The organism is Synechococcus sp. H55.2 (assembly GCF_047462495.1).
GTDB lineage: Bacteria > Cyanobacteriota > Cyanobacteriia > Thermostichales > Thermostichaceae > Thermostichus.
This window is the reverse complement of the sequence record NZ_JANSJH010000019.1, coordinates 23977-30226: the sequence shown is the minus strand read 5'-3', so window position 1 is coordinate 30226 and position 6250 is coordinate 23977. Positions and strand designations below refer to the sequence as shown.

The window sequence follows — 6250 nt, the reverse complement described above, 5'->3', positions numbered from 1 at the left end:
TTTGAGCTGGGGCAGATGGATTCGAACCACCGAATGGCGGGACCAAAACCCGCTGCCTTACCGCTTGGCGATGCCCCAATTCACATTGCTTAACCAGCTTAACTAATGTAGCGATGCAGGCTCAGGTCTGTCAACGGTTGCGCTGGCCTCCTGTATCGTGGGGAAGCGGCAGCTCTTCGCCAAGGCCGGAGCCAGCGTCAAAGGGGTTCAGAGAGAGAATGCGAGCCACCTCGAAGAAATAGGCACGGATCTCCGGCCCAAAGTAGATGACATCCCCACTCTTCAGGTAGTGGGTAGCCACCCGCGTGCCGTTGACAAACACCCCATTGGTACTGGCCTGCCCCTTGCGGTTGCCGTCGATCAGGCAGTAGGTAAACCCTGTCCGGCTGGACTGGGTGGACACCCGCACCAGGTAAGCATGGCGACGCGAGACAAACCGGTTGACGATCTGAATGGCGTTGGAGGGATCCCGGCCAACCGTGTAGATGTTCTCCCGCAGGATGTAGCTGCAGGGCCGCACAGGATGGCAAACGGACAGGGTAAACTCCGGGTGAGACAACGGCTGCTCAGGGACTTGGTCGAACAGATCCAGCGGCAGGTCAAAGCCTTGGCTGGAAAGAGAACTCCCCCCGCCCACCTCTGTGATGGAGGTCAAAAACTCGTCGTAGCTCTGTGGCAACAGCGTTTCCTCCTCGACGCTCAACCGCATGCCCGGCAGCCTAGCTCTTCAAGTCTAAGCCCTTAAACCTTAGAGTTCCTCAAAACCCTACCCTTTCCAAAAAACTCGGCCTCGGCAGGCTGTCGGAAAACCCACAAGCCTTGATGTACCCTACTATACACCACAGGCGGCTTTGGAGATACTCCGTTTCCCAAAGAAAATTAGGTTTGGGTTCAAGTCAAAGCTACTCGTGTTTTAACGGATCCCTTGGGAGCCACAGCCTTGGCCGCGGGCGGGCTATTCTGGGTAGCAGGTTTGTAGCCTTGAGGTGTGGGTGTGACGGAGGCCCTGTTGCGTCGGTTGGATGTGGCCACAGAGGCGGCTCTGGAGGCAGGGGCTTTGCTGCGCAGTTACGTGGGGGGCAACCTTGCCATTGAGGAGAAACGCCCGGGCGACCTGGTGACGACAGCGGATCGCGCTTCCGAGGAGCTGATCATAAAAATCTTGAGGCGGCACTTCCCCGAAGACGTGATCTTGACGGAAGAATCCGGCCAGCAGGGATCCCCGCAGGGCACCTACGCCTGGATGATCGATCCCCTCGATGGCACCACCAACTTTGCCCACGGCTATCCCTTTGCTGCCGTTTCTATTGGTCTGCTGGAGGGGCGGGAGCCGGTGCTAGGAGTGGTCTGCGACATCTTTCGCGGGGATCTCTTTCGCGCCGTGCAGGGGATGGGAGCCACCCGCAACCGCCAGCCCATCCGCGTCTCCTCTACTACCGAACTCTCCCGCAGCCTCTTGGTAACCGGCTTTGCCTATGACCGGCGCGAAACCCCGGACAACAACTACGCTGAGTTCTGCCACTTCACCCACCTCACCCAGGGAGTGCGCCGGGGCGGATCGGCTGCCCTGGACTTGGCCTACGTGGCCACCGGCCAGTTGGATGGCTATTGGGAGCGAGGTCTCTCCCCCTGGGACATTGCCGCCGGGATTGTCTTGGTGCGAGAGGCCGGCGGCAAGGTCACTGCCTACGATGGCAGCCCGGTGGATGTGTACAGTGGCCGCCTGCTGGCCAGCAACGGCTGGTTACACGCTGCTCTTCAGGAAGAACTGGCCCAGGTCAGCCCCCTGCCGGTCTCCTTCCCCATGCGGCGGCCTCGAGAGCGAAACGGCCAAAGATAAAGATGAGGTAAAGTTCAGGCAAAAATTGGGTAAGCTTTACGCACAGGCCCTTATGGCTCCTTCCCAAGGTCAGAGAGATAGCTTGGCCGGGAAAACACTCCGGCGTTGTTGTTGGGCGGCAGGGTTTGGCCTGGCGCTTCTCTTGGGGATCCCGGCCTACCCTCAGCCTGCCCAAAAACCGGCCCTGCCCGCTCCTGCCGGCGAGCGAGCCCAGCCCCCCGATTCCCGTTGGGCCGAAATTCAGGCGCGGGGGCGCATCCGGGTTGGCCTGGATCCCAGCCTGGGCCCGGCTTACCTCTACACCGACCTAGAGCGGCAAACCTACGCCGGCTTTGAGTGGGATATCCTCGAGGCGCTTGCCCAGACGCTGCAGGTGCAGGTGGAGCCCGTCTACGTGGCTTGGAGTCAGCAGTTGGCGGCTTTGCAAGCGGATGAGGTGGATCTCATCTGGGGGGCGCGGGAAGCTTTGGGCTTGGATCCACAGCAATTTCTCGCCACCCGACCCTACTACCTCAGCCCCCAGCGCTTGGTGGTACGGGATCCGGGGCCAGGGGAAACTCCCATTGAGGCGCTGTCGCAATTATTTGGCCGCAAAGTGGGCATTGTAGTGAACAGTACGGGAGCAGCTCTGTTGGAGGCGTACAACGAGAGGCGGGGCAACGCCATTCGTCTTTTTGCCACCAGCAACCCGGAGCGCCTGTTTGCTCAGCTCCAGGCCGGCCAGTTGGATGCCGTACTCGTCGATCAGCCCGTTGCCGCCCTGAGCCTGCGCCAGGCAGGATCCCGGCTGCGCCTGGCGGGGCCGCCTCTGTTCCCGATTCCTCTGGTGGGCGTGGTATCCTCGCAGCATCCTTCTCTGAAGGAAGCCGTGGATGGGGCAATCGCAATCCTGACCGAGAACGGAACTTTGCAACGCATCTTGGAGAAGTGGCAACTATGGGATCCAACTCTGATGTCCCCCGCCTCAGCCGAGGACTAGCCCGCTACGAGACGGACCATTTCGCCATCTTGGGCGTACCCCTCACCGCCGACTCCAAGGGGATCCGGCGCGGCTACTTGCAGGCGGCCAAGGCCCTGCACCCGGATCGCTTTGTCGGGGATCCGGAAGGGGCAGAGCGGGCCAACGTCCTCTTTGCCAAGCTGGTCAGCCCGGCCAACGAAGTGCTGACCAAGGAGCGGGAACGGTCAGAATACGAGACTGTGCTCAAGCTGCGCGTTCAACGCCTGCTGGAGTCGCCGCCCCCCGATCTGTGGCCCACTGGAGAAGCCGTCAAAGACCTGGCCGAGCGCTCTGATTGGCAGGAAGAATACGTCCGGCGAGTGGAGAAGCTGGCCAAAGAGCAATACAGCTCTATGACCACGCTGCTGGAGAAAACCGAGCAACTGAGCGAGCTGAACCTGGCCTACCTGCTGCTCAAAGCCGGCTACAAAGGGATCCCCGCCCCTGCCGCCAGAACCACCACCCTGACTGGGATCCCAACCCCTTCCCCCAGCCGCACCACCTTGGGTGGGATCCCGGCCAGCTCCCCCGTTCCGTCTCCTACTGCCCCGCCCACCCCGCCCCCAACTCCGCAACTCAGCCCCGCTGAGACTCGCTTCCTGCAGGCGCTGGACATGATCGAGCGCAAGCAATACCGGGATGCGGTGCAGTATCTGAACTTCGCCATCAGCGCCCAGCCCAACGTGGCCCGCTACTATCTGCACCGGGGTATCGCCCACCTCAAGCAGGGCAACGCCGGCATGGCCAAGGCCGACTTCCTGCAGGCCAGCCGCCTTGAGCCGGCCAACGCCGAGTTGATGGCGGAGGTGCGCCGCTGGTTGCAGCAGGTCACCACCCAGCAGCCGGTTCCCGTCCCTGCCGCCAGCCGCCAGACGTCCCAAGCCCAGAAAATCGTGCCACCGCCGCGCAAAGAAGACAACGGCGGCTTCTGGAGCCGCCTCTTTGGCAAGAAAAAGTAGGCCAAACTCCGCTCAGGAAGCGCCCCCCAGCACCAGCAGCGTGACCAGGGATCCCGTATTCCAGAGGCTGTGCAGCAGGATGGGGGCCAGCAGGTTGCGGCTGTGGCTGTACACCACCCCCAGCACCACCCCTAGCATGGTCAGCGGCAGCAGATCGGAAAGGTTGAGGTGGGCAAGGGCAAAGGTGAAGGCGCTGAGCAAGATGGCAGCCCCCATCGGCAAGTAGCGGCTCAGCGTAGGCAGCCAAAAGCCCCGGAACAGCACCTCCTCAAAAACGGGGGCACAGACAGACACCACGGCCAAAAACAGCAAGCGCGCCCCCCAGCCGTGGCTGTCCAGCAGCAGGGGCAAGATGGGGTTCCCGCCCCCTGCCTGGGGCAGCAGCAACTGCGACAGCGCCGCTGCCAGCACCACCAAAGGTAGGGCCACCCAGTAGCCGCATAGGCCCCAGAGCGGCCAAGGGCCCCACAGCCGCACCTGCAACGCCTTCTGCCAACCGGGATAGATCCGAAGAAGCCGGTACAACAGCGCCGCCCCCAGCAGAGCGCCGGCGTTGTAGGTGAGAAACAAGGCCACCGCCTGATGCCAAGGGCTGAGCTGTTGTGCCCCCAAGCCGAGCAGAACCATGTAAAGGCGAGGCACCAAGGTATTGAGGAGAATAAACCCCAAAAACCAACCGGTCAGCACCGCCTGCGCTCCGATCCCCTGCCAAGGCACCTCCCACGGCGGGCCGAGGAGCGGACGTTGGCGCCAGAAGCTCCAGCCCAGCCAACCCAACAGGAGGATTAGCCCCAGCAGCGCCCCCAGCATCGGGATCCCGCCCACCACTGCCAGCCGGAACAGAGCTGCCAAGGCCAATTTTTCCTGCTCCTGGTTGAGGGCATTGAGGCTGTCGCTGCGCTGTTGCAGCCGGTAGAGCTGCTGCAGGGCCACTGCCTCAAACCAGCCGTCCAGGTGGTTGCGGATCTGCACCTCGGCCTCCGGCAAGATGCGCCGTGGCGTTCCCCACAGCCCTTGCAAGAGCCGCGCCACCCCTTTTTGGCGGGATTCCAGCTCCAAGGGACGTTCTGGATCGATCACCTGCTGCCACTGCTGCTGGGCTGCCTCCAGATCCTCCTGGTAGGCGGAGAGCAGGCCCAGGCGCAGCCGCAGGGCGTCCAGCTCCGCCTGCAGCTCCTGGACAGAAGCCAGCAGAACGGGATCCACTTCTTCTGGAGTTGAGGCCGGCCCCACCGCATCCGAGAGGCTGGCCAATTCGGATCTGCCCGCCTCCGAGGGAGTCGCCCTTTCCAGCCGTGCCATCCGTTTGAGGCGCTGCAGGCGTTCGGCGTAGTTGTCGGCCACCTGCCGGTAGCGATTGTGGGCCAGCTCGAAAACGTTCTGCCCCAGCAAAGCCCGCGCCAGATCCTGATAGCGGGGATCGTCGAGGGTGCGGGCAGCCTGCAGGGCGAGATGGGTTTGCAACAGATCCAACCGCGTTTGGGGCGGCGGCTGAAACCAACTGCTGGAAAGCGAAAGCCCGACAATCAAAAGGGCCAATAGGCTCAGCAGGTTGAGGATCCCACGGCGAACAGAAAGCCAATGGGGATCGACCGAGGCCGTGGCGTCAGAGGGAGACATGACAGCAACAGAGGCAACTCCAGCGGGTTATATCCTAGCTTCTATTGGCTTCGGCAGGATGAAGGGGTCAGCGGCGCTCTAGCCAATAACGGTAGATGGGCAGCCCCAACTGCAGACACTGCCACTCCCGCTCGGTAGGAATACCGAAGGGGTTGTCATCGATGGGCCCCTGGCAGGGATCCCAAAACTGCGGATGGTCTAAAAATCGAGCTGCCATTTCCTCGGCCACTTCCCGCACGTCCGACTGCAGGAAGACGGGGCTGCCCGGTTGCAGCAGCAGGGCCAGATCCGCCACCAGTTGCGGTTGGACGATCCGCCGTTTGTGATGGCGCTTTTTAAACCAGGGATCCGGAAATTGGATGGTGACTCGGCTGAGATCCCCCGGGGCAAATAGATGCCGCAGCGAGACGTTGATGTTGGCAAAGAGGAAATGGACGTTATCCAGCCCCAGCTCGTCCCGCCAAGCATTGGCCCGCTCCACCAGCGGCTGTCGAATCTCCACGCCCAAAAAGTTCCAGTCGGGCTGCTCCTGGGCGATGCGCAGCAAAAAGCGTCCGCTCCCGCTGCCGATATCCAAATGAAAGGGTTGCCCCAGCCGCCGGTACACCCGTTCCCAGTGGGGCGGGGGGGTGGGCTGTTGGTATTGCGCCTGTAGGGGGTTGACGTGTTGCCGCAGCCGCTGGCCAAGACCTTTCTGCAGCGGGATCCCTGCCCAAGCGGGGGAGTCCTTCTCAGGTTGGGTTACCTGCTGTGCCCGTTGCACGTCTGTTTCCATAGACCACCTCCTGCCGCTAGCTTCAGCCCTCCCCCCAAGGGATCCCAAAAGATCCC

Annotated in this window: 6 protein-coding genes and 1 tRNA gene; 3 read left to right on the top strand and 4 right to left on the bottom strand. The window is 62.4% G+C overall.

Annotated elements, in window-relative coordinates:
- Window positions 1-6 precede the first annotated feature (6 nt).
- Window positions 7-78: transfer RNA gene (locus tag NW844_RS04210), tRNA-Gln, on the bottom strand.
- A gap of 52 nt (window positions 79-130) precedes the next feature.
- Entirely contained in the window at window positions 131-709 is a 579-nt protein-coding gene (locus tag NW844_RS04205) for an FHA domain-containing protein (RefSeq protein WP_414333756.1), read from the bottom strand.
- Between the two features lie 279 nt (window positions 710-988).
- Between NW844_RS04205 and NW844_RS04200 the strand changes: the two genes are divergently transcribed.
- Genes NW844_RS04200 through NW844_RS04190 form a run of 3 tightly spaced genes read left to right on the top strand, consistent with a single transcriptional unit; the run spans window position 989 to window position 3799 of the window.
- Window positions 989-1840 (top strand): inositol monophosphatase family protein, encoded by an 852-nt coding sequence (locus tag NW844_RS04200; protein ID WP_414333754.1) that lies wholly within the window; start codon window positions 989-991, stop codon window positions 1838-1840.
- A gap of 52 nt (window positions 1841-1892) precedes the next feature.
- Window positions 1893-2819, top strand: a complete 927-nt coding sequence (locus tag NW844_RS04195; protein ID WP_414333753.1) for an ABC transporter substrate-binding protein — start codon at window positions 1893-1895, stop codon at window positions 2817-2819.
- A complete protein-coding gene (locus NW844_RS04190; protein ID WP_414333752.1) occupies window positions 2777-3799 on the top strand; it encodes a J domain-containing protein in 1023 nt (340 codons plus the stop codon). Before NW844_RS04195 ends, NW844_RS04190 begins: the two co-directional genes overlap by 43 nt.
- Window positions 3800-3811: 12 nt before the next feature.
- On the opposite strand, the gene NW844_RS04185 is transcribed toward NW844_RS04190, so the two are convergent.
- Window positions 3812-5419 (bottom strand): type II CAAX prenyl endopeptidase Rce1 family protein, encoded by a 1608-nt coding sequence (locus tag NW844_RS04185; RefSeq protein WP_414333750.1) that lies wholly within the window; start codon window positions 5417-5419, stop codon window positions 3812-3814.
- A gap of 67 nt (window positions 5420-5486) precedes the next feature.
- Window positions 5487-6194, bottom strand: coding sequence for a tRNA (guanosine(46)-N7)-methyltransferase TrmB (gene trmB / locus NW844_RS04180; protein WP_414333748.1), 708 nt, complete (start codon window positions 6192-6194; stop codon window positions 5487-5489).
- Between the last annotated feature and the right edge of the window lie 56 nt (window positions 6195-6250).

Coding starts and splice junctions, on each gene's coding strand:
- NW844_RS04195 (WP_414333753.1), top strand. CDS start 1,893: ATGGCTCCTTCCCAAGGTCAGAGAGATAGCTTGGCCGGGAAAACACTC.
- NW844_RS04185 (WP_414333750.1), bottom strand. CDS start 5,419: ATGTCTCCCTCTGACGCCACGGCCTCGGTCGATCCCCATTGGCTTTCT.
- NW844_RS04190 (WP_414333752.1), top strand. CDS start 2,777: ATGGGATCCAACTCTGATGTCCCCCGCCTCAGCCGAGGACTAGCCCGC.
- NW844_RS04205 (WP_414333756.1), bottom strand. CDS start 709: ATGCGGTTGAGCGTCGAGGAGGAAACGCTGTTGCCACAGAGCTACGAC.
- trmB (WP_414333748.1), bottom strand. CDS start 6,194: ATGGAAACAGACGTGCAACGGGCACAGCAGGTAACCCAACCTGAGAAG.